Genomic DNA, 22,782 nt, shown 5'->3' with positions numbered 1-22,782 from the left:
GGCGTCGTGGCACGAGGACAGCGCAACCAGCAGGACGGCCGGCAGCAGGACCCCAGCGACTGGGTGACCCGGACCGCCGACCTGGCGCTGCGTCACGCCGAGCAGGTCAACGGCGGCTCCCTGCCCGACCTGGTGACCTGCGCGTCCGGGATCAGCCCGTCCGGGCCGATCCACCTCGGCAACCTGCGCGAGTTCCTCACCGTCCACTTCGTGGCCGAGGAGATCCGCCGGCGCGGGATCAACGTGCGCCACCTGCACAGCTGGGACGACTACGACCGGTTCCGCAAGGTGCCGGCCGGCATCGACCCCGCCTGGAACGAGCACATCGGCCGCCCGCTGTCGGCCGTCCCCGACCCGACCGGGGAGTTCGCCAACTGGGGCGAGCGCTACAAGGCGCCGCTGCGGGCCGCGCTCGTCGAGATGGGCTGCGACATGGTCGAGGTCGACCAGACCGCGATGTACCGCTCCGGCACCTATCGTGAGCAGATCCTCACCGCGATCCGCAAGCGCGGCGAGATCGAGACCGTGATGGCCCGGTTCCGCACCAAGAAGGTCGAGGGCGCACAGGAGTCGACGGCCGAGCCGGATGACACAGACGCCGCCGGACAGGGTTCGAGCGATGACCTGTCCCGCTTCCCCTACAAGCCCTACTGCCGCGGCTGTGGCCGCGACACCGTCACCCTCACGTCGTACGACGACGAGACCACCGACCTCGCCTACACCTGCGACGTGTGCGGCGACTCCTATGTCACCAACGTCGCGACCCAGGACGAGGGCAAGCTGGTCTGGAAGGTCGACTGGCCGATGCGCTGGACCTACGAGGGCGTCCACTTCGAGCCCGGCGGCGTCGACCACGCCTCCCCCGGCTCGTCGTACACCGTCGGCAAGGAGATCGTCGGCCCGATCTTCGGCGGCTCCGCGCCGTCCTTCGTCGGCTACTCCTTCGTCGGCGTCGCCGGCATGCCGAAGATGTCGTCCTCCAAGGGCGGCGTCCCCACCGCGGCCGAGGCACTGCGGATCCTCGAGGCGCCGATCCTGCGCTGGCTCTACGCGCGCCGGCAGCCCAAGCAGGCCTTCAACGTCGACTTCGGGCAGGAGGTGCTGCGGCTCTACGACGAGTGGGACGCCCTCACGAAGAAGGCCGCCGTCCCCGAGAAGCGCGACGCCGCCGTCCTCGCCTGGGAGCGGGCCTCGGCCACCTCGACCGCCGGCACGCTGCCGACCCCGACGGTCGTCGTACCGTTCCGGATGCTGTCGTCGGTCGCCGACGTGACCGCGGGCTCGCGCGCGATCACCGCGCGCACCGTCGGCGCGAGCGAGGCCGACCTGGAGCCGCGGCTGTCGAAGGCGGCGACCTGGATCGAGTCGTACGTCGACCCCGAGGAGCGTACGACGGTCCGCGCGACCGCCGATGCCGCGCGGCTCGGGTCGCTCTCGGAGCAGGAGGCGCTCTGGATCGGGCTCCTGGTCAAGCGACTCGCCGCCGCCTACGGTGCCGACGACCAGCTCGACATGCTCACCACGGTGATCTACGGCGTACCCAAGATCGCGCGGGGGATGACCCTGGCCGACGCCCCCACCGACGAGGTGAAGGCCGACCAGAAGGCGTTCTTCAAGCTGCTCTACGAGCTGCTCGTCGACGCCGAGCGCGGCCCCCGGCTGCCCACGCTGTTCGCCGCCCTCGGCCACGACAAGGTGCGCTCGCTGCTCGTCCTCTGAGGCCCGTCTGCGGAAATCCTCGAAATCCGCGTGATGAACGCCGCCGGATCCCGTCCGGTAGGTGTACGTCTCGGAGAAGGAGATCCCATGCGGACCACCCAGCTGACCCGCAAGCACCGCGCGACCGAGCCCGTCCCGGCCGGCGAGCGTCCCACCGCCACCCGGGCGCACCGCGCCTCCCGGGCGAGCGACCTACCCATCGCGGCCGCCCTCGGCCTGATCCTGCTGCTCGCGGCCGCCTACCTGGCCGTCCGGTCCTGAGCCCGGAGCGACCAGGGCCGACTCACCGGCCGGATGCACCCCGCCGGCGCCACGGCCACCACCAGCGGCGGCGCGGGTGCTCGGGTGGCGATGACATCGTCGGGCTGCCGCAGCCGGCCGCGCTCGACCCGGCCGACGATCCGGTAGCGGGTCGCCGGGTCGAGTTCGCGCGCCTGTGTCCACATCGGCTCCGCGCCCGGCTCCGCGCTCATCCGCACCAGACCGGCCCGCTCGAGCTTGCGCAGATGGCCGCGGATCGAGCCCGGCGCGATGCCGGCGTCCGCGGCGAGCTGACCGACCGTCTTGGGCGTGTCGACCGCGAGGTAGACCCACCACACCCGGGGCCCCAGGCGCGGCAGGTCTCCCGCCATCGAGGTGCCTCGCTCAGCCGAGCAGCGCGTCGTACGCCGTCGGGCTGGAGTCGCGCAGGAAGGTGGCGCAGCGCTCCCACTCGTCGGTCTCGCCGATCGCGCGGGCGGTGAGGGCGAGCAGGGCGAGGGCGCGCAGGAAGCCGCGGTTGGGCTCGTGCTCCCACGGCACCGGACCGTGGCCCTTCCAGCCGTTGCGGCGCAGCAGGTCGAGCGAGCGGTGGTAGCCGACCCGGGCATAGGCGTAGACCGTGACGTCGTCGGCACCACCGTCGCGGGCCTGCTCGGCGAGGGTCGCCCAGGCCAGCGGCGACGACGGGAGCCGGCGGACGACGTCCGCGGGCTGGTGGCCCTCGGCGAGGAGCGCCTCGGCCGGGTCGACGGGCAGGTGCGTGGGGGGCGGGCCGGCCATCAGGTCGGCACCGGGTGTGATGCTCATGCTCCCATTCTGACCGGCGGGGAAGACCTGTCGGCGTTCGGGTGTTGACTGGTGTTCGTGACCAGTGACTCTCTCGGATCCGTCGCCCCGCCCGCTCCCGGACAGGCGACGACCAACCCCTGGCCGGCGCTGTGGGCGCTGGTCATCGGGTTCTTCATGATCCTGGTCGACCTCACGATCGTCACCGTGGCGACGCCGACGATCATCGAGGACCTCGATGCGTCCGTGAACGACGTGGTGTGGGTGTCGAGCGCCTACATGCTGGCCTACGCCGTCCCGGTGCTCATCACCGGCCGCCTCGGCGACCGCTACGGCGCGAAGTACCTCTACCTCATCGGTCTCACCGTCTTCACCCTCGCCTCGCTGTGGTGCGGCCTGACCACGACCGTGGAGGCGCTCATCGTGGCGCGGGTCGTGCAGGGCCTCGGCGCCTCGCTGATGACGCCGCAGACGATGGCGATCATCACCCGGATCTTCCCGCCGGCCCAGCGCGGCAGCGCGATGGCGGTGTGGGGCGCCACGGCCGGCGTCGCGATGGTCGTCGGCCCGCTGCTCGGCGGCGTGCTCACCGACGGCCTGGGCTGGGAGTGGATCTTCTTCATCAACCTGCCCGTCGGCCTGCTCGCCTTCGCGATGGCGTGGCGGCTGGTCCCCGCGCTGCCCACCCACGCACACCGGTTCGACTGGATCGGGGTCGCCCTGTCCGGCGGGGCGATGTTCCTGCTCTGCTTCGGCATCCAGGAGGGCCACCAGATGGACTGGGCGAGCTGGATCATCGCGATGATCGCCGGCGGCGGCGTCCTGCTGGTCGCCTTCATCGTGTGGCAGCGGCTCAACCGCACCGAGCCGTTGGTGCCGCTCGACCTGTTCCGCGACCGCAACTTCTCGGTGTCGACGATCGCGATCACCTGCATGGGGGCCACCGCCGCGTCCTTCGGCTTCCCGCTCATGCTCTACGCCCAGGCGGTGCGCGGCTACTCCCCCACCCAGGCGGCGCTGCTGATGCTGCCCATGGCGGTGATGTCGATCCTGCTCGCCCGGCTGGTCGGCCGGCTCTCGGACCGCCAGCACCCGCGCCGGGTGCTGGGCTTCGGGTTCGCGGCCAGCCTGGTCGGCTTCCTCGCGCTCGTCTGGCGCCTCGAGCCCGGCGTCCCGGTGTGGGAGCTCGCCATCCCGATGGCCCTGATCGGCGTCGGGAACGCCTTCATCTGGGCCCCGACCGCGACCACCGCCAACCGCAACCTGCCGATGCACCAGGCCGGCGCCGGCGCCGGCGTCTACAACGCCACCCGGCAGGTGGGCTCGGTGCTCGGCGCCGCCGCGATCGCCGTGATCATGGACAGCCGGCTGGCCCACTACCTGCCCGGGGCCGCCGCCCACGGCGAGGCCGGGGCCGCCCAGATCGCCGACCCGCGGGTGGCCGAGCTGTTCAGCCGGGCGATGCAACAGTCGCTGTGGCTGCCCGCCCTGGTCTATGTCGTCGGCCTCGTGGCGGTGATGTTCTACGAGAGGCCCCGGCACGAGGGCTTCGCGACGCACTGACCGTGCGCAGCGTCCGCGGGCCGCGCGGCGAGAGACGTGGTTCAGACACGTTCTCAGGCGTCGATGATGGTCGCGACGATTCCCCGGATCTGCCGCAGCACGACCGGGCCGACATTGCCGATCCGCGCCCCCACCCGCGGGGTGGCGACGGAGCGGATGTGCTGGCACTGCGCAGCGGACGTGGCGATGAGACCGTTGTGCTCATCAGGCTCGATGGCGACCTCGGCACCGCTGTCGCGGACCGTGCGGGTGAGGGGCACCACCTGGATGACGTTCGGCCCGCCCCGGAGGATGCGCTCGGCGGTCACCACGACAGCGGGCCTGCGCGGGCCCGCCTCGGCCCCGGTCGGAGTGCCGAGATCGAGCTCGACGACGTCACCCGGCGTCAGCATCGAGCCAGGCGAGCTCGTCCTCGCGGAGCGGCGCAGCGAGATCGGCGCCGATCACCTCTTGTTCGAGCAGCCGTACGGCACGGGAGACGGAGTCGATCACGGTCTCGCCGCGACGGGCGGCCAGATCGTTGAGCGCGTCGCGCGTGGCGCGGCTGACCCGGATCGTCGTCGTGTCGCTCACCCTCCCAGGGTAGCTCGCTGTAGACAACAAGGTCTACAGGTCGTCTCAGGAGAGCACGAACCCGAACAGCGGGCTGTCCGGCGGCACCTTCTCGACCCGCAGCCGCGACTCCGCCATCCGCGCCAGCAGCCCGGCGAGGTCGTCGGGCGACTGCATCTCGATGCCGACCAGCGCGGGGCCGGTCTCCCGGCTGTTGCGCTTGGTGTACTCGAACAGGGTGATGTCGTCGTCGGGCCCGAGCACGTCGTCGAGGAACCGGCGCAGCGCGCCCGGCTCCTGGGGGAACTCCACGAGGAAGTAGTGCTTGAGCCCCTCGTGGACCAGCGCCCGCTCGACGATGTCGGCGTAGCGCGAGACGTCGTTGTTGCCGCCCGACACCACCACGACGACGCGGCTGCCGGGGGCGAGACCCGCCGGGCTGTCGGCCGGCAGGCGCAGGGCCGCGGGGGCCAGGGCGCCGGCGGGCTCGGCGATGATGCCGTCGACCTGGTAGAGGTCGAGCATCTCCACGCAGATCAGCCCCTCGGGCACCGCCGCGATCGACAGGTCGACCAGAGCGCCCGCCTCGGCGACGGCCCGGTAGGTCAGGTCGCCGACCCGGCGCACCGCGGCGCCGTCGACGAACGGATCGACCGTGTCGAGCTCGACCGGGCCCCCGGCGTCGAGGGCCGCGGCCAGCGAGGCGGCGCCGGCCGGCTCGGCCGCGACGACGCGTACGCCGGGTAGCCGCTCGCCGAGCACGGTGAGGCAGCCTGCGATCAGCCCCGCCCCGCCCACGGGGAGCACCAGCGCGTCGGGCTGCCAGCCGAGCTCGGCCGACTGGGCCAGGATCTCGGCCGCCACGGTGCCCTGGCCGGCGACGATGCCGGCGTGGTCGAACGCCGGGACCACGGTGGCCCCGGAGGCCGCGGCGAAATCGGCGGCCGCGACCGCCGCGTCGTCGTACGCCTCACCGGCGATGACGACCTCGACCTGGTCACCGCCGAGGGCCGCGACCCGGTCCCGCTTCTGGCGTGGGGTGGTGCGCGGCAGGAAGATCGTCGCGTGCACGCCCGCGCGGGCGCAGGCGAAGGCGACGCCCTGGGCGTGGTTGCCGGCACTCGCGCAGGTCACGCCGCGTGAGCGCTCCTCCTCGGTGAGTCCGGCCAGCACGGTGTAGGCGCCGCGCGCCTTGTAGGAGCGGACCGGGGTCAGATCCTCGCGCTTGAGCCAGACCTCGAGGCCGGTGAGTGCGGAGAGCCGGTCGGCGCGCTGCAGCGGGGTGGGCGGGATGACCGGCCCGAGCAGGGCGGCCGCCCGGTCGACGTCGGCGGCGGTGGGGAGCGTCTGCGTCACCCGACGGTCTTGCCGGCCGAGCGCAGGTTCTCGGCAGCCTCGACGACGCGGGCGGCCATGCCGGCCTCGGCGGCCTTGCCCCAGGCGCGCGGGTCGTACGCCTTCTTGTCGCCGACCTCGCCGTCGATCTTCAGGACGCCGTCGTAGTTACGCAGCATGTGGTCGACCGCGGGACGGGTGAAGGCGTACTGCGTGTCGGTGTCGACGTTCATCTTCACGACGCCGTAGTCGACCGCCGCGGCGATCTCCTCGGCGCTCGACCCGGAGCCGCCGTGGAAGACCAGGTCGAACGGCTTCGCGTCGGCCGCGAGCCCGAGCTCGGCGACGACGGCCGCCTGCGCGTCGCGCAGGATCTCCGGGCGCAGCTTGACGTTGCCCGGCTTGTAGACGCCGTGGACGTTGCCGAAGGTGAGGGCGGTCAGGTAGCGGCCCTTCTCGCCGACGCCGAGCGCGCGCACCGTCGCCAGGGCGTCCTCGGCCGTGGTGTAGAGCTTCTCGTCGATCGCGCCGACGATGCCGTCCTCCTCACCGCCGACGACGCCGACCTCGATCTCGAGGATGATCCGCGCGGCGGCGGCCTTGGCCAGCAGCTCCTCGGCGATCTGCAGGTTCTCGTCGAGCGGTACGGCGGAGCCGTCCCACATGTGCGACTGGAACAGCGGCGCCTCGCCCCGGGCCACCCGCTCGGCGGAGATCGCGAGCAGCGGGCGGACGAACCCGTCGAGCTTGTCCTTGGGGCAGTGGTCGGTGTGCAGCGCGATGTTGACCGGGTAGCTCTTCGCCACCTCGGCGGCGTACGCGGCGAAGGCGACGGAGCCGGTGACCATGTCCTTCACGGAGGGGCCGGAGAGGTACTCGGCCCCACCGGTCGACACCTGGACGATGCCGTCGGAACCGGCATCGGCGAATCCCTTGAGCGCTGCGTTGAGCGTCTGGGAGGACGTGACGTTGATGGCCGGGAAGGCGAACGCGCCGGCCTTCGCGGCGTCGAGCATCTCGGCGTACTTCTCAGGGGTGGCGATGGGCATGCTGGCTGGCTCCTGCGCGGGGTCCGGTTACGTCCGTCTCAACCTACCGTGACAACCGATCCGCGTCGGCGTGCGTATCCGTGGTTGAGTGAATCGTCGCGACCCTCGGAGGACCCGTGCAGGACATCATCGACCGACTGCAGGCCGAGCTCGGGGAGCGGCCCACGCCGCCCTCCGGCTTCGAGATCGGTACGACGATCGGCGCCGGCCGCCGCGCCGTACGCCGTCGTCGGCTGACCCGGGGCGGGGCGGCCCTGGCCCTCGCGCTCGTCGCGGGCGGCACCGTGTGGGCAGTGAACGGCTCGTCGGGCGACGACGGCCAGGACCGGACGGTCCAGGTCGCGGCGGTCGCCGGGGTCCGCACCGACGACCTCCACGCGACCAGCGACCTGCCCGCCGACTTCCCCGTCGGGTACGACGCCCCGACGGGCGACCTGCTCGTGCAGCGCGGCTGGACCGTGGTCGACCGCGTCAACGAGCCGATCACCGGCAGTGAGCTCGACGACGACTCCCGCGTCGTCGCGTCGATCGCACTCGCCGTCCGCAACGGCGACCAGGTCGTCTGGACCCTGCTCTACAGGTCCGGGGCCGAGGACGACGGCAGCAGCACCTCCCAGAGCGGCCGCGGGGTCGCCGATCCCGAGGCGAGCGGCGTCTTCCCCGACCTGGACAGCTGGGTCGCCTACCAGGCCGACCTGCTCTTCACCGGCTCCACCGACCAGCTCGTCGCCTTCGACGACGACGGCCGGCTCGAGGCCCGGTACGGCGTCCGACTGGTCCGTCAGGGCGACCCGCTGACCTTCCTCGCCGACGGCGTGCCGGTCCGGCTGCGGGTCGGCTCGGAGCAGGTGTGGGGCGTGGCCCACCAGGTCGACGACCTGACGCTGCTGACCGTCGCCGATGACTACCCGGCGGCCGACGAGCGCGGCACCATGGCCGGCTTCGTCGACCACCTGCGGAGCAGCCGGTGAGGCGCGCCGAGCGCGAGGCGGCGTACGTCGAGTTCGCCACCGCTCGCCGCGACCGGCTGCGCCGCATCGCCTACGGCATGTGCGGCGACTGGCACCGCGCCGACGACCTGGTGCAGACCGCCCTGGTCCGCCTCTACGTCGCCTGGCCCCGGGTCTCCCGGCAGGGCACCGAGGACGCCTACGTCCGCAGGATCCTGCTCAACGCCGCCATCGACGAGTCCCGGCGCGCCGTACGCCGCGAGGTCCCGACCGACACCCTTCCCGACCTCGCCGCCGTTCCCGGCCTCGGCGTCGAGGAGCGCGACTCGCTCGTCGCCGCCCTCCAGGAGCTCCCCGTCCAGCAACGGGCCGTGGTCCTGCTGCGTCACTGGCTCGGGCTGCCCGTCGCCGAGGTCGCCGCCGAGCTCGGCATCTCCGAGGGCACGGTGAAGAGCCACACCTCGCGCGGCCTGGCCGCCCTGCGGGGACGGCTGGCGGAGGTCGAGACCGGCTGACATGCCGGCCCACTCCTCAGCCTCGCCAGGCCCCGTCGCCGCCGAGGTCGGCGTGCTGGCGGACCCATGCGTGCATGGCGATGGCCGCGGCCGCCGACGCGTTGATCGACCGGGTCGAGCCGAACTGGGCGATGGAGAAGGTCCCGTCGCAGGCTTCCCGCGCCCCCGCCGAGAGACCGGGCCCCTCCTGGCCGAACAGGAAGCAGACCCGCTCGGGCAGCACCATCGTCTCGAGATGCGCGGACCCCGGCAGGTTGTCGATGCCGAGGAGCGGGACGGCCGTCTCGGCCAGGTAGGCGTGCAGGTCGGCGACGCTCGAGTGGTGGCGGACGTGCTGGTAGCGGTCGGTGACCATGGCGCCGCGGCGGTTCCAGCGGCGGTTGCCGATGATGTGCACCTCGGCGGCGAGGAAGGCGTTCGCGGAGCGGACGATGGTGCCGATATTGAAGTCGTGCTGCCAGTTCTCGATCGCGACGTGGAAGCCGTGGCGGCGCCGGTCGAGGTCGGCGACGATCGCCTCGACGGACCAGTACCGGTAGCGGTCGACGACATTGCGCCGGTCGCCGTCGCGCAGCAGCGCCTCGTCGTACACCTCGCTCCCGGGCCCCTCGGGCCACGGCCCGGGCCACGGCCCGACCCCGACCTCGGGCTGCCCGTGGGGCATCGGGTCGTACGGCGCCCGCTCCTCCTCGACCACGAACCCGACCCTATCGACCAACCCGTTGGGCGGTGGCGGGTAGCGTGGCGCCGTGAACTCGCTGGTCGCGACCCCGCTCGTCGTGCCGATGCTGCTCGGTATCAAGTGGCTCGATCCCGAGTGGTTGCAACATGAGTACGGCACCATGTTCATCTGGATCGCGATCGGCATCGTCTTCGTCGAGTGCGGTCTGTTCTTCCCGTTCCTGCCCGGCGACACCCTGCTGTTCGCACTCGGGCTGTTCATCGCGGGCAGCAACAAGACCGGCTATTCGGTCGTCGGGATCTCCAACGAGCCGATCGAGCTGATCATCGCGATGGCCCTGCTCATCGTCGCGGCCTTCGCCGGCAATGTCGCGGGCTACGAGATCGGCCGCAAGCTCGGCCCGCCGCTGTACGAGCGCGAGGGCCGGATCCTCAAGAAGAAGTACTTCGACAACACCAGCGCCTTCTTCGACAAGCACGGCAACAAGGCACTCGTGATCGGCCGGTTCGTGCCGTTCGTGCGCACCTACATCACCGTCGTCGCCGGCGTGACCATGATGGAGCGCCGCCGGTTCTTCACCTGGAGCGCGATCGGTGCGGTCCTGTGGGTCGTCTCGATCACGCTGCTGGGCTACTTCCTCGGCGCCGCGATCCCGGCGCTCGGCGAGAACATCGACTACGTCACTCTCGCCATCCTCGCCTTCTCCGCGGTCCCGCTCGCGTGGGAGTGGTGGCGGCACAAGCGCCCCGCCGCGAAGCGCCGCAAGGAGCTCGCCGGCTCCACCGAGAGTCCGGTCGCCGAGGAGCGATGAGTTCACCCTGAGGTGACAGTCTTCCCGGCATCGAGTCCACCACGACACCGGGAGCAGCGATGACGATCAACCTCAACCCCTACATCAACTGGCGCGGCCGGGCCCGCGAGGCGATGGAGTTCTACCAGTCGGTGCTCGGCGGCGAGCTCACCGTGATGACCTTCGCCGACATGGGCGGCACCGCGATGGGCGTCGCCGAGGCCGAGGTCGACTGGGTCATGCACGCGTCGCTGGCGGTCTCCGACACCGTGCTCCTCATGGGCGCCGACCACCCCTCGCACGTGCCCGGCGAGCCGCAGACCCAGCAGGTCAGCATCAGCGGCCCCAGCGACGACGAGGCCACCCTGCGCTCCTGGTGGGACGGCCTGGCCGACGGCGCCACCATCCACCAGCCGCTGGAGAAGGCGCCGTGGGGCGACAGCTTCGGCATGCTGCAGGACAAGTACGGCGTCGACTGGCTGGTCAACATCGCCGGCGCGCCCGGCGCGAGCTGAGTCTGGTTGGTGCAGGAATCGCCGGTCGACCGGCGATTCCTGCACTGGGCGGCCGTTGCAACGCCCGCCCAGTGACAGAAGTGCCCGTCAAGTGCGACCCCGTGATGCGGATGTGACCGCGGGTGGCCGGGCCGTCAGACCTGGGCGGCGGCCCGGGCCTGGTCCAGTTCGGCCTTGGTCAGCACCGCGCGCACCTCGAGCTCGACGTCGGCGAGCGGGTTCTCCCCGGCGGGACTGCGATCGATCGCGCAGACCACGGTCTCGACCACGGCACCCCCCGAGCGCAGCGCGTTGGTCGCGTCGCGCACCGCGCCGCCGGTGGTGATGACGTCCTCGATCAGCACCACCTTGCGGCCGTCGTACGCCGGGCCCTCGGCCAGCTTCGCGGTGCCGTACTCCTTCGCCTTCTTGCGGACGAACACGACCGGCAGGCCCACGAGCTGGCTGACCGCGGTGGCGATCGGGATACCGCCCATCTCGAGGCCGCCGAGCACCTCGGCGTCGGCCGGCAGCAGTTGCGCGACCTCACGCGCGACCCGGGCGAGCAGCAGCGGGTCGGCCTCGAAGAGGTACTTGTCGAAGTACTCGTTGCTCACCTGGCCCGAGCGGAGCACGAACTCGCCCGTGAGGCGGCAGGTGGCGTCGATGTCGGCGGCGAGGTCGGTGTCGGTGGTCGTCACGGTCCTGAGGCTATTGCCTCCCCGGCTCCGCGTCCCGATCAGGTCACGCAGGTCACCGACGGCGCCCGGAGCCCGACCTCCGGGAGACCCCTCGGCAGTAGGGTCGGGTCTCGTGCACCGTCCTGCTGCCCAGCGCGTCGCCGGGATGGGCGCGACCATCTTCGCCGAGATGTCCGCCCTCGCCGCCCGGACCGGCGCCGTCAACCTCGGTCAGGGCTTCCCCGACACCGACGGCCCTCCCGAGCTGATCGAGGCCGCCGTCGCCGCACTGCACGGCGGGGCCAACCAGTACGCCCCCGGCATCGGCGTCCCCGCGCTCCGGCAGGCGATCGCCCGGCACCAGCAGCGGCACTACGACATCGAGCTCGACCCCGACCGGGAGGTCGTGGTCACGACCGGCTGCACCGAGGCGATCGCCGGCACCCTGCTCGGACTCGTCGACCCGGGCGACGAGGTCGTGGTGCTCGAGCCGTACTACGACTCCTACCCGGCGATGATCGAGTTCGCCGGCGGCGTACGGCGCCCGGTGACGCTGCGCGCGCCGGACTTCCGCCTCGACCCGGCCGAGCTCGAGGCCGCGGTGTCGGCGCGGACCAAGCTGATCCTGCTCAACACCCCGCACAACCCCACCGGGCGGGTGCTCGACGCCGACGAGCTGGCCGCCGTGGCCCGGGTGGCGATCGAGCACGACCTGATCGTCGTGACCGACGAGGTCTACGAGCACCTCACCTTCGACGGCCGGCGGCATGTGCCGATCTCCACGCTGCCCGGGATGGCCGAACGGACGCTGACCCTGTCCAGCGCCGGGAAGTCCTGGTCGGTCACCGGCTGGAAGGTCGGCTGGGCGACCGGGCCCGCGGCCCTCGTCGGGGCGATGACCGCCGCCAAGCAGTGGCTGACCTTCACCTCAGGCGCTCCCCTGCAGCCCGCCGTGGCCGCGGCCCTCGACGCCGGCGACGCGTTCCCGACCGGTCTGGCCCACGACCTCCGGGAGCGGCGCGACCAGCTCGTCTCCGGGCTCCGTGCGGCCGGCCTGACGACCTACGTCCCCGAGGGCACCTACTTCGCGACCACCGACGTGCGCGAGCTGGGCTGGGCCAGCGGCGGCGACTTCTGCCGGGCACTGCCCGAGCGGGCCGGCGTCGTGGCGATCCCGTCGGAGGTCTTCTACGACGCCCCGGACGGGCCCGGTGGCGGGCGTCACCTGGTCCGCTGGGCGTTCTGCAAGCGGCCCGAGGTGATCGCCGAGGCGGTACGCCGGCTCAGCGCTGCCGACCTGGCGCGCTGACCACGGACCCGGACCGTCCACGGGCCCGGCTCAGCCGGCGGACGGACTCACCGCCCGGCGTACCAGCGCCCGACCTCCGGACGGACCAGGAGCCAGACCGTGCCGGCCGTAGCCGCGACCAGCATCACCAGCGGCCAGGCGCCGAGCGCCAGCGCGAGGGCCAGGAAGGTGGCGGCGGCGGCCGAGATGGCGAGCGCGATCCGGGCCCAGTTCTGGCCGGCGAACGCCAGGCCGGCGAGCGCGCCGGCCGCGAGGGTCCACACGATCAGCCCGGCGATGAACACATAGAGGATGGCGACCAGGTCCTGCTCGCCGAGCTGGGACTCCTCGATCAGCTGGGGCTGCTGGCGCTGCATCTCGGCGTACAGGTCCTCGCTCTGCGAGGGCAGGACGGCCGCGAGCACCGCCAGGACGACGAGCACCAGGCCCGAGGTCACCCAGGTCAGCGAGCAGGCCGCGACCAGGGCCCGGGGGCGGATGCCCCGCTGGACGGCGCGGTGCCCGCCCGGCGGCAGCGGCGCCGGTCCGGTCAGGACGGGGGCCGCCGGTGGCTGCTGGGCGCCGGCGGCCGGCGGCGAGGGCCACCCGGACGCCGGTGGGGCGGGTGAGCCGGTCGGGCCGGTCGGGCCGGTCGGGCCGGTCGGGCCGGTCGGGGGCTGCGCGGGCGTGCTCGGCGGGCGGAGTCCGGCGAGCCGGGCGGCGCGGCGCTCCTCGTAGCGCTGGATCCACGGGCGGCCGGCGTACCAGTCGCGGGTGGGCTGCAGCCAGAGCAGCGCGATGCCGGCGAGCACCATCGGCGCGAGGAAGCCGGCCGTGGCCAGGCCCCCGACGAACAGCAGCGGCGAGAGCGCGGTCAGGGCGATCCGCGCGCTCGCCGAGCGCTTGAACACCTGGATGCCGAGGATCGTCGAGGCGGTCGCGGCGCCTGCGCCGATCAGGCACAGGACGCGGATCAGCGTCGCCAAGGTGTCGACGCTGATGCCGAGGTCGCCGGTCATCGGCTCGGTCAGGATCCGATCGAGCTCCTCCTGCACCTCCAGGGTGTGGAGCGTGGAGACCCGCTGCCAGGCGGCGAGGACGACGAACACCGAGCCGCCGATGATCAGCGCACCCGCCAGCGTCGCCTGTCCCGGTCGGGGCTGCTCGTCGCTCATGGGTCCCATTCCACCAGACCGCCCCACAGGTCACACCGGACGGGCGGTTCCTGCACTTGTCGGGCGTTGCAATGCCCGACAAGTGCAGGAATCACCGGTCGACCGGTGATTCCTGCACCAGGCGATCAGGCCCCTGCGGTGAGCACCAGCCCGTCCTCGCCCCGGTCGACGCTCACCGACCCGCCGTCGGCGATCTCGCCGCCGATCAGCATCCGGGCGAGCGCGTCGCCGATGGCGGTCTGGACCAGCCGCCGCAGCGGCCGTGCGCCGTACGCCGGGTCGTAGCCGATGTCGGCCAGCCACCGCCGGGCCTCGGGGGTGACGGTCAGGGTCACCCGACGGGCGGCGAGCCGCGCCTCGAGGAACCGCAGCTGCAGCTCGACGATCTGCGCGAGGTCGTCACGGGAGAGCGCATCGAAGGTGACGATCTCGTCGAGGCGGTTGAGGAACTCCGGCTTGAACGCCTGCCGCACCACGCCCATCACCGCCTCCTTCTGCGCGGCCGGGTCCATCGCCGGGTCGACGAGGAACTGCGAGCCGAGGTTGGAGGTGAGGATCAGGATCGTGTTGCGGAAGTCGACCGTGCGGCCCTGGCCGTCGGTGAGCCGCCCGTCGTCGAGCACCTGCAGCAGGACATCGAACACCTCGGGGTGCGCCTTCTCGACCTCGTCGAGCAGGACGACGGAGTACGGGCGCCGGCGGACGGCCTCGGTGAGCTGACCGCCCTGGTCGTAGCCGACATAGCCCGGAGGGGCACCGACCAGCCGCGCGACGGAGTGCTTCTCGGCGTACTCGCTCATGTCGATCCGCACGATCGCGCGGTCGTCGTCGAACAGGAAGTCCGCCAGCGACTTGGCGAGCTCGGTCTTGCCGACACCGGTGGGGCCGAGGAACAGGAAGGAGCCCGTCGGCCGGTTGGGGTCGGAGATCCCGGCCCGCGCCCGGCGGACGGCGTCGCTGACCGCGCGGACGGCGTCGGCCTGGCCGATCAGCCGGGCGCCGATGGCCAGCTCCATGTCGAGCAGCTTGGCGGTCTCGCCCTGCAGCAGCCGTCCGGTGGGGATGCCGGTCCAGGCCTCGACGACCTCGGCGATCTGGGTCGCGCCGACCTCCTCGCCGACCAGCTTCTCGCCGGCCGCGACGGCGTCCTCCGCCGCCTCGACGACCTTGATCTGCTGCTCCAGCGCGGGGATCTGGCCGTAGAGGATGGCACTGGCCCCGCCGAGGTCGCCCTCGCGCTGCAGCCGCTCGGCCTCGATCCGCAGCTGGTCGAGCTGCCGGCGCAGGGCACCCTCGCCCTCCAGCTCGGACTTCTCCCGCTCCCAGCGGACCTCGAGCCCGCGCAGCGACTCCTCCTTGTCGGCGAGGTCGGCGCGCAGCGCCTCGAGGCGGTCCCGGGAGGCGTCGTCGGACTCCTTGGCGAGGGCGAACTCCTCCATCTTCAGCCGGTCGACCTGGCGACGGAGCTGGTCGATCTCCTCCGGGGAGGACTCGATCTCCATCCGCAGCCGCGAGGCCGCCTCGTCGACGAGGTCGATCGCCTTGTCGGGCAGTTGACGGCCGGAGATGTAGCGGTCGGACAGGGTCGCGGCGGCGACGAGGGCGGCGTCGGTGATCCGCACGCCGTGGTGCGCCTCGTACTTCTCCTGGATGCCGCGCAGGATCTGGATGGTGTCCTCGACCGAGGGCTCCCCGACGAAGACCTGCTGGAAGCGGCGCTCCAGGGCGGGGTCCTTCTCGATCGACTCGCGGTACTCGTCGAGCGTGGTGGCCCCGATCATGTGCAGCTCGCCGCGCGCGAGCATCGGCTTGAGCATGTTGCCGGCGTCCATCTGCGAGTCGCCGCCGGCGCCCGCGCCGACGACGGTGTGCAGCTCGTCGATGAACGTGATGACCTGGCCCTCGGACTGCTTGATCTCGTCGAGGACGGCCTTGAGCCGCTCCTCGAACTCGCCGCGGTACTTCGCGCCCGCGACCATGCCCATCAGGTCGAGCGAGAGCACCCGCTTGCCCTTGAGCGAGTCGGGGACGTCGCCGGCGACCACCCGCTGGGCGAGCCCCTCGACGACGGCGGTCTTGCCCACGCCGGGCTCGCCGATGAGAACCGGGTTGTTCTTGGTGCGGCGCGAGAGCACCTGGATGACCCGGCGGATCTCCTGGTCCCGGCCGATCACCGGGTCCAGCTTGCCCTCCTCGGCGGCGGTGGTGAGGTCGACGGAGTACTTCTCCAACGCCTCGTACGTCGCCTCGGCGTCCTGCGAGGTCACCCGCCGGTTGCCGCGCACGGCGGTGAGCGACTCACGCAGGCTGTCGGCGGACAGCCCGGCGTCGGTCAGCACCTGCTGTGCGCTGGACTCGACAGTGGCCAGGCCGATCAGCAGGTGCTCGGTGGCGACGTACTCGTCGGTCATCGAGCGGGCCAGGTCGAGCGCGGAGGCCAGGACCCGGGTCAGCCCCGCCGACCCGGCGGGCTGCTTGACGGTGGCGCCGCTGGCGCGCGGCAGCGCGTCGCGGGCGGACGAGGCGGCGTGCACGAGCGCGGACACGTCGACGCCCGCCTTGGCCACGAGGTGGGCGGCGGTCCCCTCCTCCTGCAGCAGGAGGGCGACGAGCAGGTGGATCGGCTCGACGCTGGTGTTGCCCGCCGTGGTCGCGGCGAGCTGGGCGGCCTCGATCGCCTCGCGGCTGCGCGTGGTGAACTTGTCGGCCCCGAATTGGCTCATGTGCAGAGTCTCTCCTGTGTCGTCGGGATGATCGAGTTACTATCACAACGTCAGGAAAGTTGAGTCTGTTCCACTCAACTCGGGCTAGTTTTCGGGTGTGAGAATCGCCGGTCGACCGGCGATTCCTGCACTTGACGGCCGTTGCAACGCCCGACAAGTGCAGGAACAACCGGTCGACCGGCGATTCCTGCACCCCCTACCCGTGCCGCGGGGCGCATCCCCGCCCGGGGGGCCGTGTTGCCGACGCCGATCACCCGGGCGCCACCGTCGGCCGGGGCCGCGTCATCACAGTCGACCCGGGCCACCTCGCTCCCCGAGCGGGACGCGACCCCACATCGCGCTGGCCACAGGGTCGACTGCGCCGGACCACGCTGGCACACCCGGGACCCTCACTTCCGATTGTTTCGGTAGCACCCGGACGTGAAACGGCACGCGGGCCGGCGCGGTGCGGCACGATGGCCGGGTGGCTCGGCACACCGACGAGATCGACGACCCGACCCCCCTCGCCGGGGCGAGGATCGACGTCGCGGCCCGGATCGGGTGGCTGCTGCGCACCAGCCGGGTGGTGGCGGGGGTGCCGCTGCGCGAGTTCGCCGCCCGCACCGCGAACGGCTCCCGTCTCTCGCCCGCGACACTGTCCCGCGTCGAGACCACCGGGCGGCGCAGCGGCGTGGTCGTGGCGGCGTACGAGCAGGCCCTCGGGCTCCCCCACGGCCACCTGCGCGCGCCCGTCGACGTGCTGTGCCGGACCTTCGCCTACGCACCCGCCGACACCGAGCCCTACGCGCCGGAGCCGACGCTGGACGGCTTCACCGCCGCCGTCGACGCCGTCCAGTCGGACGAGGCGGACGCCCACGACTGGCTGCGCTTCGCGGAGTACCACCTGCGCACGCCCTTCGGCATGGCCGCCCACACGATCCGTCCGCTCCTCATCCGCCTGGTCGACGAGGTGGGCCGCTCGGCCGGCCTCGGCTACCAGCTGCGCTACGAGGCGCTGAGCAAGCTGCGCTGCAGTCCGTACGCCGACCTGGTCGCGCAGATCGTGCGGGAGGCGGTCGAGCAGCCCGGCATGCAGCGCCCCGCCGACCTGCTGAGCGCGGTCACCGAGCACCCGACCCCCGAGCTGGTCACCTGGTGCGGGGAACTGCTCACCCACGAGTCCTGGGTGATCGCGCGGGCGGGCTGCCTGGGCATCCAGAACATGCGCAGTGTCGGCGGGCTGCGCCGGGCCGACTGGCTACCGCTGGTCCCCGTCTTCGCCGCCGCATGCGACGCGGCGCTCGGCGACCCGCTGCGACAGCCGATCCTCAGCGCGACCCTGGCCTGCTGCCCGCCCGAGTTCCGCTCGGCGGTCCGCGACCGGCTCACCGCCGCGCTGGTCGAGCCGCGGCGCGCGGCGACCTGGAGCCGGACCCGCCGCAACCGCCACTTCAGCTACGCCGCGGGCCTGGCCGCCGAGGTCGCGGAGACCGGCCCCGGCGAGGCGATGCTCGCCCGGCTGCTGTTCGAGGTGCTCTACGACTTCCGGGCGACCCATGTGACGACGTCGTCCTTCCTGCTCGTCGCCTCGCCGTTCGCCGACGACGTCCGCGAGCTGATCTGCCGCTCCGCGCTGGAGGGACCGGACGAGATCACGCGGCACGGCGCGGCCTTCGCCTTCGCGAACCTGATGATCCCGTTCGAGACGGCCGATCCGGCGCCCTGGCTGGCGTCCGACGACGAGGTCCTGCGCGGCGCGGGCCTGAGCATCTGCGGGTTCGCCGGCGTCCCGCTCGACGGCGCCCTGCTCCGTGAGCTCACCCGGCGCGACGACCAGATCGGGTACGCCGCGCTGTTCGCGGCCGGCATGGCCCAGCAGCCGGAGCTGGCCGAGCTGGCGGTCGCGACGCACCTGCCGCCCGCCGTACGGGCGGCGGCGTCGTGGTGGCGCGCCGCGGGCGGGCGCATCGTCGGCTGAGCGACAGGCTCGGACCCGTCAGGTCGAGCGGGCATCCGCAGTCGTCGACCGGGCGACGGGCTCGACCCACCAGGCACCGCTCAACCGTCGAGCTCCGGGGGCGCCTCGTGCTCGGGAAGGTCCTCGCTCGCAGCGGTCACCTCGTCGACCAGCGCCAGCTTGCAGAACTCCTCACCGAAGGGCGTGAGGTGCACGCTGCGCCGCACCACCTTGGCGAACTTGACCGAGTGCATCGCGGCCAGCACGTCGGGCTGGGCCTCGAGCACCTGGTACTCCAGGTGGTCGCGCACCGGCTCGCGGGAGAACCACACCAGGCCGAGCCGGAACAGGTTGTTGAGGTACGACGGCACCTGCTCCAGGTAGCGCAGCCCGGCCCGAGGGCCGACCATGTTGAGCCCGGGCGCGATCAGCTGGCTGCTGACCATGCCGATCGGGCCGCCGGTGCGGACGTCGACCGAGGGTTGGGGGCCGTCGCGCAGCAGCATCACGAGGATCCGCGCCTCATCGGGCGCGAGCTCGTCGAGGATCCGGTCGAACGCCGGATGCCGGTCGTCCTTGCTCCACACGTCGCGGGAGCGCTCGAGCAGGTCGTTGCCGCGCTCGCGCAGCGACTGGGGGCGCGAGGCGAGCACCTGGCCGTCGACCACCGGGGAGGCGACCACCTCGCGGGGCCGCTCGGCACTGCCGCCGAGCGACTCGCCGGCACGCAGCAGGGCGGTCGCGACGGGCACCCCGTCGGACACCTGCTTGGCGACCTCGCCGAGCGCACCGACGTACGAGCCGACGTCGCGGATCAGCGAGGCGGCCTCGTCGCGGCTGGTCACCGCCCGGCCGACGCGCATCCAGTTGCGGGTCGTCGTGCGCAGGCCCCAGCCGGCGGTGTGCAGCGCCGCCGAACCGGCCACCCGGGCCAGTCCCGGCAGCGACTCCGCCACGGCGGGTCCGGTCAGCGCGGGCAGGCGTGGCAGGCCGTCCTTGTCGAGGTCGTCGGTCATGTCCGCCTTCCGCTCATGCCGGGGTAGGGCTCCGTCACGGCGGGAACCCGGGGAGCCAACCCCAATTGAAGATGCCGAGATGGAGGAAGCCGCCGGCGGCCCCCATGATCGCGCCGTGGGCATAGAGCATCCACTCGTCCTCCTTGATCGCCGCGCGCATCATCTCCACGAAGTCCTTCGGCGGGAGCTCCTTGGTGCGGCGCGCGATGAGGACCCGGATCTTCTCGGACTGCTGCTTGCTGAAGCCCGGGTCGCGGAACGGGGTGATGGTGCGGCCGACCGCCTCCTTGGCGAAGGAGTCCTTGATGCTGTCGTAGCGCCGTCCGCCCATCGCGACGTTGACCGCGCCGCGCAGCGGGCCGGCCGCCTTGTCGATCGCCGGTCGCATCGCGGTCGCGATCATCTGCCGGGTGCGGTCGCCCCGCGGGCCGTCCATGAGGAAGTCGCCGATCCGCTCCAGCGTGATCACGTCCTCGGCGATGATCCGGGCGTAGACCTCGGCGCACTCGTCCTGGCGCCGCAGGAACAGGCCCTGCACCTTGATGCCGAGGATCCGCTTCGCCTCCGGCGGGTCGAAGATCAGCCACATGCCGAGCAGGTTGGTGGTCCAGCCGACGACGATGCCGAGCAGGGGCAGCAGCCACCAGATGTGCCAGGTCTGGTCGACGATCGCCACCGGGATGCCCAGCAGGAAGCCGAAGATGAAGCCGAAGGCGACCATCAGGTTGAGCTCGCGCTGCCCGACGTCCTTGAAGACCCGGACGACCAGCTCGGGGTTCTTGCGGAAGTGGTCGATGACCATGATCTTCGGGTCGAGCAGCTGGTTGATGTGGACGCCGATCTCGTCGGTGATCGTCTTGACGACACCCGGCAGCTGTGCCTGGACCCGGTCGATGACCGCCTGGCGCACGGGACGGGGCAGGTCGCGCCACAGCCGGGGGTGCTCGCGCATCATCACCTCGTCGACCAGCGCCGGGAGGTCCGGGCGGAAGACGTTGACGATGTGCTCGGCGATCTGGTCGGGCTCGAGCTGGGCGTAGAACTCGGCCGGCGTACCGAGCTTGGCGATCACCTTGTCGACCGCGATGCTGCCCATCTTCGCGGCCCGGGCGGGCACGATGCCCTGCCAGCCGAGGCCGCCCTCCATCCAGCCCGGGATCTCCTGCACCTTGCGCGGCAGGATGCCGGCCACCTCCCGCAGACCGGGGACCCGGACGCCGTAGAAGTTGATCGGCTTGAAGAGCATCCACAGCCCGGACCAGTTGATCAGCCAACCGATGATCCCGGTGAAGAACGGGATCGAGACGAACGCGAACCAGTCGACGTGGTCGGCCCAATCCCGGAGCCAGTCCAGCACTGCGTCCACACGCACCTCTCGTCCCGTGGAGTCCCGCCGCGCCCCATGCCCACGGACGGTCCCGACGGGTGGAGGTTAACGCCTGTGGGGACAACCGCCCTAGAGATCTCAGGTCACGGTGTCACAGCAACCGGCGCGCCCGGCGACGGGCATGCCCGGGTCAGGGGTTTCGGCGCCAGACCACGACGGACTGGCCGACGGCGGCGCCCGGCAGCGCGGGAAGGTTCGACCGCGGCATCGCGGGGCGGGCGGCGGCCGCCTGCCGGAGCGCCTCGTGGGCGGCTTCCAGCTCGGCGACCAGCTCGGCGTTGCGCGCCCGCAGCGCGGTGACGGCGTTCTCCAGGTCGAGGATCCGCTTGACACCCTCGATACCGATGCCGGACGCGGTGAGCTGCGCGATCTCGCGCAGTCGCTCGATGTCGCGGTAGGAGTAGCGGCGACCGCCACCGCCCGTGCGGCCGGGCGTGATCAGCCCGACCCGCTCGTAGGTCCGCAGGGTCTGCGGGTGCAGGCCGCTGAGCTGCGCCGCGACGCTGATGACATAGACCGCGTCGTCCTCGCCCGGAGGGCCGAGGGAGCCCGGCCGTCCGGGCACGTCGCGGCCCACCATCAGCTCACGTCCTGACGTCGGTCGCTGCGCTCCCCGCCGGCCCCGTCAGCACCGTCGGCGAACAGTCCCGAGCGCAGCCGGGTGTCGGCGGTCGCGGCGGCGTAGGCCTCCAGGGCCTCCTTGGCCTCGGCCCCGAGGCTGCTCGGCACCTGCACCTCGACCGTGGCCAGCAGGTCGCCCCGCGTGCCGTCGGCCTTGGCCGCCCCCTTGCCCCGCACCCGGAAGGTACGGCCGTTCGGTGTGCCGGCGGGGACCTTGAGGGTCACCGGGGCGCCGCCGAGCGTAGGGATCCTGATCTCGGCACCGAGGGCGAGCTCGGCGAACGACACCGGTACGTCGACGGTGAGATGCTCGCCCTTGCGGCCGAAGACGCGGTGGCCGGTGACCTTCACCGTGACGTAGAGATCGCCGGCCGGGCCGCCGTTCTCCCCCGGCACGCCCTTGCCCCGCAGCCGGATCCGCTGCCCGTCCTTCACCCCGGCGGGGATCTTCGCCTGGATGGTGCGGGTGTTGCGGCCCAGGCCGGAGCCGTGGCAGGTCGGGCACGGGTCGTCGTAGACGAGCTGGCGACCACCGCAGGTCGGGCAGGTCTCGTTCATGGAGAACGCGCCGCCCACGGACGCGGTGACGAACCCGCTGCCGTCGCAGGTCGGGCACACGTGCGGCTGGGTGCCCGGCCGGCCGCCGGTGCCGTGACAGGTCGCGCAGGCGCCGTCCGAGCTGACCCGCAGCGACACCGTGGCGCCGTCGAGCGCCTCGGTGAAGCCGATGGTCGCGGTCGTCTCGAGGTCGGCACCGCGGGTGGCGCGCGGAGCGCGCGCCCGACCCCGGCCCCCGCCGAAGAGGTCCCCGAAGAGGTCGCCGAAGCCGCCGCCACCACCACCCGCGCGGTCGCGGAGCAGGTCCTCGACGTTGACGCCGCCGCCGAAGCCGCCGGCACCGCCGAAGCCGGCTCCGGCGGGGAAGCCGCCGCGGCCGAACATCTCGCGGGCCTGGTCGTACTTCTTGCGCTTCTCCGCGTCGCCGATGACGTCGTACGCCTCGGCCACCGCCTTGAACTTGTCGTGCTTGGCGGAGTCGCCGGGGTGCGAGTCGGGGTGGTTGGCGCGCGCGAGCTTGCGGTAGGCCTTCTTGATCTCGTCCTGCGTCGCCGACTTCGCGACCCCGAGCTCCTTGTAGAAGTCCTTGGTCGCCCAGTCGGACCGGATCCCGTCGTCACTCATCGCCCACCCTCCTCTCGTTGACTTTCCTCGAACTCACCGTTGACTTGCGTCAAACTCACCGTTGAGTTGCCGCGAACT

Annotated in this window: 23 protein-coding genes; 9 read left to right on the top strand and 14 right to left on the bottom strand. The window is 72.3% G+C overall.

Annotated features, from left to right (window positions below; genetic code table 11):
* Positions 1-6 precede the first annotated feature (6 nt).
* Both lysS and QJ852_03840 read left to right on the top strand, forming a co-directional pair.
* On the top strand, positions 7-1,719 hold the full coding sequence (gene lysS / locus QJ852_03845; GenBank protein ID WGX97575.1) for a lysine--tRNA ligase: 1,713 nt from the start codon (positions 7-9) through the stop codon (positions 1,717-1,719).
* Between the two features lie 87 nt (positions 1,720-1,806).
* Positions 1,807-1,980 (top strand): hypothetical protein, encoded by a 174-nt coding sequence (locus tag QJ852_03840; protein WGX97574.1) that lies wholly within the window; start codon positions 1,807-1,809, stop codon positions 1,978-1,980.
* Here the strand turns inward: QJ852_03840 and QJ852_03835 are convergent.
* Positions 1,959-2,351: an ArsR family transcriptional regulator gene (locus QJ852_03835; GenBank protein ID WGX97573.1), complete on the bottom strand. Its 393-nt coding sequence runs from the start codon at positions 2,349-2,351 to the stop codon at positions 1,959-1,961. The genes QJ852_03840 and QJ852_03835 overlap by 22 nt on opposite strands.
* Before the next feature lie 13 nt (positions 2,352-2,364).
* Positions 2,365-2,787, bottom strand: coding sequence for a DUF3151 domain-containing protein (locus QJ852_03830; protein ID WGX97572.1), 423 nt, complete (start codon positions 2,785-2,787; stop codon positions 2,365-2,367).
* Between the two features lie 57 nt (positions 2,788-2,844).
* On the opposite strand from QJ852_03830, the gene QJ852_03825 reads away from it, so the two are divergent.
* Positions 2,845-4,329, top strand: coding sequence for a DHA2 family efflux MFS transporter permease subunit (locus QJ852_03825; protein WGX97571.1), 1,485 nt, complete (start codon positions 2,845-2,847; stop codon positions 4,327-4,329).
* A gap of 53 nt (positions 4,330-4,382) precedes the next feature.
* On the opposite strand, the gene QJ852_03820 is transcribed toward QJ852_03825, so the two are convergent.
* Genes QJ852_03820 through fbaA form a run of 4 tightly spaced genes read right to left on the bottom strand, consistent with a single transcriptional unit; the run spans position 4,383 to position 7,265 of the window.
* Positions 4,383-4,721 carry a type II toxin-antitoxin system PemK/MazF family toxin gene (locus QJ852_03820; GenBank protein ID WGX97570.1) on the bottom strand — a complete coding sequence of 113 codons (339 nt, stop codon included), beginning with the start codon at positions 4,719-4,721 and terminating at the stop codon, positions 4,383-4,385.
* The gene (locus QJ852_03815) at positions 4,705-4,902 is read right to left on the bottom strand and encodes a hypothetical protein (protein ID WGX97569.1); all 198 of its coding nucleotides are present in this window, start codon (positions 4,900-4,902) and stop codon (positions 4,705-4,707) included. The genes QJ852_03820 and QJ852_03815 overlap by 17 nt, the downstream gene beginning before the upstream one ends.
* A 45-nt stretch (positions 4,903-4,947) precedes the next feature.
* Positions 4,948-6,237, bottom strand: a complete 1,290-nt coding sequence (gene ilvA, locus QJ852_03810) for a threonine ammonia-lyase IlvA (protein WGX97568.1) — start codon at positions 6,235-6,237, stop codon at positions 4,948-4,950.
* A complete protein-coding gene (gene fbaA / locus QJ852_03805) occupies positions 6,234-7,265 on the bottom strand; it encodes a class II fructose-bisphosphate aldolase (GenBank protein ID WGX97567.1) in 1,032 nt (343 codons plus the stop codon). The genes ilvA and fbaA overlap by 4 nt, the downstream gene beginning before the upstream one ends.
* 116 nt (positions 7,266-7,381) lie before the next feature.
* On the opposite strand from fbaA, the gene QJ852_03800 reads away from it, so the two are divergent.
* Both QJ852_03800 and QJ852_03795 read left to right on the top strand, forming a co-directional pair.
* Positions 7,382-8,236, top strand: a complete 855-nt coding sequence (locus tag QJ852_03800) for a hypothetical protein (protein WGX97566.1) — start codon at positions 7,382-7,384, stop codon at positions 8,234-8,236.
* Positions 8,233-8,730 carry a SigE family RNA polymerase sigma factor gene (locus QJ852_03795; protein WGX97565.1) on the top strand — a complete coding sequence of 166 codons (498 nt, stop codon included), beginning with the start codon at positions 8,233-8,235 and terminating at the stop codon, positions 8,728-8,730. The genes QJ852_03800 and QJ852_03795 overlap by 4 nt, the downstream gene beginning before the upstream one ends.
* Before the next feature lie 16 nt (positions 8,731-8,746).
* Here QJ852_03795 and QJ852_03790 read toward each other — a convergent pair whose 3' ends face one another.
* Positions 8,747-9,394, bottom strand: a complete 648-nt coding sequence (locus tag QJ852_03790) for a TrmH family RNA methyltransferase (protein ID WGX99525.1) — start codon at positions 9,392-9,394, stop codon at positions 8,747-8,749.
* Between the two features lie 85 nt (positions 9,395-9,479).
* Here QJ852_03790 and QJ852_03785 point away from each other — a divergent pair, with 85 nt between their 5' ends.
* Together QJ852_03785 and QJ852_03780 are read left to right on the top strand one after the other, a co-directional pair.
* On the top strand, positions 9,480-10,223 hold the full coding sequence (locus tag QJ852_03785) for a VTT domain-containing protein (protein ID WGX97564.1): 744 nt from the start codon (positions 9,480-9,482) through the stop codon (positions 10,221-10,223).
* A 59-nt stretch (positions 10,224-10,282) separates the two neighbouring features.
* The gene (locus QJ852_03780) at positions 10,283-10,717 is read left to right on the top strand and encodes a VOC family protein (GenBank protein WGX97563.1); all 435 of its coding nucleotides are present in this window, start codon (positions 10,283-10,285) and stop codon (positions 10,715-10,717) included.
* A gap of 134 nt (positions 10,718-10,851) precedes the next feature.
* Here the strand turns inward: QJ852_03780 and pyrE are convergent, their stop codons facing one another.
* Positions 10,852-11,397: an orotate phosphoribosyltransferase gene (pyrE, locus tag QJ852_03775; GenBank protein WGX97562.1), complete on the bottom strand. Its 546-nt coding sequence runs from the start codon at positions 11,395-11,397 to the stop codon at positions 10,852-10,854.
* 112 nt (positions 11,398-11,509) lie between these two features.
* On the opposite strand from pyrE, the gene QJ852_03770 reads away from it, so the two are divergent.
* Entirely contained in the window at positions 11,510-12,685 is a 1,176-nt protein-coding gene (locus tag QJ852_03770; GenBank protein WGX97561.1) for a pyridoxal phosphate-dependent aminotransferase, read from the top strand.
* Positions 12,686-12,732: 47 nt separating this feature from the next.
* On the opposite strand, the gene QJ852_03765 is transcribed toward QJ852_03770, so the two are convergent.
* Together QJ852_03765 and clpB are read right to left on the bottom strand one after the other, a co-directional pair.
* The gene (locus QJ852_03765; GenBank protein ID WGX97560.1) at positions 12,733-13,839 is read right to left on the bottom strand and encodes a hypothetical protein; all 1,107 of its coding nucleotides are present in this window, start codon (positions 13,837-13,839) and stop codon (positions 12,733-12,735) included.
* 125 nt (positions 13,840-13,964) lie between these two features.
* The gene (gene clpB, locus QJ852_03760; GenBank protein ID WGX97559.1) at positions 13,965-16,562 is read right to left on the bottom strand and encodes an ATP-dependent chaperone ClpB; all 2,598 of its coding nucleotides are present in this window, start codon (positions 16,560-16,562) and stop codon (positions 13,965-13,967) included.
* Between the two features lie 463 nt (positions 16,563-17,025).
* Here clpB and QJ852_03755 point away from each other — a divergent pair, with 463 nt between their 5' ends.
* On the top strand, positions 17,026-18,519 hold the full coding sequence (locus QJ852_03755) for a hypothetical protein (protein WGX97558.1): 1,494 nt from the start codon (positions 17,026-17,028) through the stop codon (positions 18,517-18,519).
* An 80-nt stretch (positions 18,520-18,599) separates the two neighbouring features.
* Here QJ852_03755 and QJ852_03750 read toward each other — a convergent pair whose 3' ends face one another.
* The 4 genes from QJ852_03750 to dnaJ all read right to left on the bottom strand — a co-directional run bounded on the left by QJ852_03750 (position 18,600) and on the right by dnaJ (position 22,704).
* Positions 18,600-19,514, bottom strand: a complete 915-nt coding sequence (locus tag QJ852_03750; GenBank protein WGX97557.1) for an Abi-alpha family protein — start codon at positions 19,512-19,514, stop codon at positions 18,600-18,602.
* Between the two features lie 34 nt (positions 19,515-19,548).
* Positions 19,549-20,880, bottom strand: coding sequence for a hypothetical protein (locus QJ852_03745; GenBank protein WGX97556.1), 1,332 nt, complete (start codon positions 20,878-20,880; stop codon positions 19,549-19,551).
* Positions 20,881-21,031: 151 nt separating this feature from the next.
* The gene (locus tag QJ852_03740; GenBank protein WGX97555.1) at positions 21,032-21,481 is read right to left on the bottom strand and encodes a MerR family transcriptional regulator; all 450 of its coding nucleotides are present in this window, start codon (positions 21,479-21,481) and stop codon (positions 21,032-21,034) included.
* Positions 21,481-22,704, bottom strand: coding sequence for a molecular chaperone DnaJ (gene dnaJ / locus QJ852_03735; protein WGX97554.1), 1,224 nt, complete (start codon positions 22,702-22,704; stop codon positions 21,481-21,483). Before dnaJ ends, QJ852_03740 begins: the two co-directional genes overlap by 1 nt.
* Positions 22,705-22,782: the final 78 nt, after the last annotated feature.

The sequence above is a fragment of the Nocardioides sp. L-11A genome (assembly GCA_029961745.1).
In the GTDB taxonomy this organism is placed as follows: Bacteria; Actinomycetota; Actinomycetes; order Propionibacteriales; family Nocardioidaceae; genus Nocardioides.
This window is presented reverse-complemented; position numbering and strand designations above follow the sequence as displayed.